This window comes from Pseudomonas sp. MD195_PC81_125 (genome assembly GCF_014060985.1).
Classification (GTDB): domain Bacteria; phylum Pseudomonadota; class Gammaproteobacteria; order Pseudomonadales; family Pseudomonadaceae; genus Aquipseudomonas; species Aquipseudomonas parakoreensis.
On record NZ_JABULD010000697.1, the window covers coordinates 1 to 2,464 of the forward strand.

The 2,464-nt window shown below is 60.3% G+C and carries 1 protein-coding gene and 1 pseudogene; one reads left to right on the top strand and one right to left on the bottom strand.

Annotated elements, in window-relative coordinates; all coding sequences use genetic code 11:
- Positions 1–16: 16 nt before the first annotated feature.
- A complete protein-coding gene (locus HT737_RS27270; RefSeq protein ID WP_003224520.1) occupies positions 17–175 on the bottom strand; it encodes a hypothetical protein in 159 nt (52 codons plus the stop codon).
- Positions 176–392: 217 nt separating this feature from the next.
- Between HT737_RS27270 and HT737_RS27275 the strand changes: the two are divergent.
- Positions 393–2,392 (top strand): annotated as a pseudogene (locus HT737_RS27275) (alpha-1,4-glucan--maltose-1-phosphate maltosyltransferase).
- Positions 2,393–2,464 lie beyond the last annotated feature (72 nt).

Genomic DNA, 2,464 nt, shown 5'->3' on the forward strand with positions numbered 1-2,464 from the left:
GGGGGGGGCGTGCTGCTCAGACGATGACGGGCGGCATTGTCGTCGGCGGTTCTTCCTTCGGCGGTGGCGTGGTGCCTGGGGGTTCCTGCTCGGGAATCGGCTGCGGCTCGGTCTCGGGCAAGGTGGGTTTGTCGATGTTCGGATCAGGCGTTTCTGCCGGGATCGGGATGTTCATCTGTAGACCTCCGTGTGGCACATGGCGTGAGAAGTGCTTAAGTGGATTGACCACCTGCTGGCGAATTCGATCCGCTTTTTTGCCCAGGCAAATCCCTGTGAACTTTTCCCCGCGCCGGTCGCTCGGAACCTAAGTGAGTTCATGTCGGGGCCGGTGCCTCCTTGTGGACACGGATCCGGCACAAGAGCGTCCTTGGGGCGTAAAGGAGAGAGGCTCGATGTCCGCTGAAAAACCTTCAGAGCAGAGCTATAACCCGCATATGCCGCTGTCGCAGGCGTTACTGCTGCCGCGCATCGTGATCGAAAACACCATGCCGACCCTCGACGGCGGGCAGTTTGCCGTCAAGTCGATCGTCGAGCGTGACGTGATCGTCACCAGCAAAGTCTTTGCCGACGGCCACGACAAGCTGGCGGTGCGCATCCGTTGGCGCGCGGAGGGCGAAGAGAGCTGGCACAGCGAAGTGATGAGCGAGCTGGGCAACAACAGTTGGCAGGGGCAGTTTCGTCCCGAACGCCAGGGTCGCTACCTGTATTGCATCGAAGCGTGGATCGATCACTTCGCCAGTTTCCAGTACGAACTGGAGAAAAAGCACAATGCCGCCGTCCCGGTGTCGCTCGAACTGCAGGAAGGCCGCACCATGGTGCAACAGGCCGCCGAGCGCAGCGACGGTCAGCTCAGCGAACAACTCGCCGCACTGCACCATGAATTGTCCGGCCTGCTCGAAACCGAGCAGGTGGCGTTGTTTCTGCACCCGCGCAGTGCGCAGTTGATGGCGCAGGCCGATCACCGCGCCTATCTGAGCCTGAGCGCCGAATTCCCGGTGGACGTCGAACGGGAGCTGGCCGAGTTTGCCAGTTGGTATGAGCTGTTTCCGCGCTCGATCACCGATGATCCCAACCGTCACGGCACGTTCAACGACGTACACGCGCGTCTGCCGATGATTCAGGACATGGGTTTTTGACGTGCTGTACTTCACGCCGATTCACCCCATCGGCCGCGCCCACCGCAAGGGCCGCAACAATTCCCTCACCGCAGGTCCCGATGATCCCGGTAGTCCGTACGCGATCGGAAGCGAGGAGGGTGGCCATGAGGCGATTCACTCGCAGCTCGGTACTCGCGAAGACTTCCGCCGACTGGTGGCCGCTGCCGCTGAGCATGGTCTGGAAATCGCCCTCGATTTTGCCATTCAGTGTTCCCAGGATCACCCGTGGCTCAAGCAGCATCCGGGCTGGTTCAACTGGCGCCCGGACGGCACGATCAAGTACGCGGAGAACCCGCCGAAGAAAATACCAGGACATCGTCAACGTCGACTTCTATGCGCCGGACGCGATCCCCAGTCTGTGGGTCGAGCTGCGCGATATCGTGGTCGGCTGGGTCAACGAAGGCGTGAAGATCTTTCGCGTCGACAATCCGCACACCAAGCCGCTGCCGTTCTGGCAATGGCTGATTGCCGATGTGCGGGCACTGCACCCGGAAGTGATTTTCCTCGCCGAGGCGTTCACCACGCCGGCGATGATGGCGCGTCTGGGCAAGGTCGGGTACAGCCAGAGCTACACCTATTTCACTTGGCGTAACACCAAGTCCGAGTTGGCGACCTACTTCACTGAGCTCAACCAGTCGCCATGGCGTGAATGCTATCGGCCGAACTTCTTCGTCAATACGCCGGACATCAACCCGGCGTTCCTGCATGAGTCGGGGCGTCCGGGCTTTTTGATTCGCGCGGCGCTGGCGACCATGGGTTCGGGCCTGTGGGGCATGTATTCCGGTTATGAACTGTGCGAATCGGCACCGGTGCCGGGCAAGGAGGAATACCTTGATTCGGAGAAGTACGAGATCCGCGTCCGCGACTTCAATGCGCCGGGCAACATCATTGCCGAAATTGCCCAGCTCAATCGCATCCGCCGGCAGAACCCGGCGCTGCACACGCACCTGGGCCTGAAAATCTACAACGCCTGGAACGACAACATTCTGTACTTCGGCAAGCGCAGCTTCGACGGCAGCAATTTCATTCTGGTGGCGGTGAGCCTCGATCCGCACAACGTGCAGGAAGCCAATTTCGAATTGCCGCTGTGGGAGATGGGCCTGCCCGACGACGCAACCACCCACGGTGAAGACTTGATGAACGGGCATCGCTGGGACTGGCACGGCAAGTATCAGTTCATGCGCATCGATCCGGCGTACCAGCCGTTCGGGATATGGCGGATTACTGCCGCGTAAGACAGACACCGACCCGTGTAGGAGCTGCCGAAGGTGCGATCTTTTGCCTTTGATTTTTTAGAAGCAAGATCA

What these genes read in the sequence shown, in the direction of transcription:
- HT737_RS27270 (WP_003224520.1), bottom strand. Translation starts at nt 175, where the DNA reads ATGAACATCCCGATCCCGGCAGAAACGCCTGATCCGAACATCGACAAA.